This window comes from Aerococcus sp. L_32, assembly GCF_050689315.1.
Genome location: NZ_JBOEQF010001014.1, coordinates 1 through 671, shown reverse-complemented (window position 1 = coordinate 671; position 671 = coordinate 1). Strand labels below are relative to the sequence as shown.

The following is a 671-nucleotide window of genomic DNA, read 5'->3' as shown; positions in this document are numbered from 1 at the left end:
CAAGGCATCATCTTTTTCTTGCGAGCGAAACAGAAACGCCCCTTTTTGATAGTGCTTCGTGTGAGCTTTTCCAGCGATGCGATCCATCGAGCTTTCCTCCAAATGATTGAATATCGGGACTAAGCGGATACAAGCTGAGTGGTCTCCTGCTGCATGTGGTTGGGTGTATTGAGTCAATTCGTTCTTCCCCTTTATCAGTTTATTGTCCTTTTTTTAAACTTTCCTATATTTAGTATAAAGACCCCTAGCTCAAAAAAATTGACACTCATCAAGAGAAGTCTTTTTAACGGCAAAAAAATAGGAGCTGGAAAGAGTCCCAACCCCAAAATATTTAATTTCTAAAAGTATGTTTACGAAAAACCTAATCTTCATCCTCATCAAACGCATCGTCATCTTCCAATGCCTCTTTGCCAATGAACGCTTGCAGCATCCAAATGTTTTTATCTAAGTCATTTTTAAAAGCAATCAATGTATCTTCTAAAGCATCGTCACCCTCGTCTTGAGCTAAACGAATCGCGCGAATAGTTAGGTCACGAGTGCTTCTGAAGTCCTCGATAATGTTTTCAACCATGTCTTCTGCTTTATCGTATTTATTAACTGCATCTTCTGAAAGCATCGAATATTTTTCAAATTCAGCGGTGGTTGAAGCCGGTTTATGACCGGAAGTAATT

At 39.3% G+C, this 671-nt stretch carries 1 protein-coding gene and 1 pseudogene; both read right to left on the bottom strand.

Annotation, left to right across the window (positions count from 1 at the left end; all coding sequences use genetic code 11):
• Positions 1-177 (bottom strand): annotated as a pseudogene (locus ACRCJ0_RS17935) (Crp/Fnr family transcriptional regulator); the annotation flags it as partial.
• Between the two features lie 184 nt (positions 178-361).
• Positions 362-671, bottom strand: a 310-nt coding sequence (locus ACRCJ0_RS17930) for a Dps family protein (RefSeq protein ID WP_431391494.1), incomplete at its 5' end; no start/stop codon positions are given.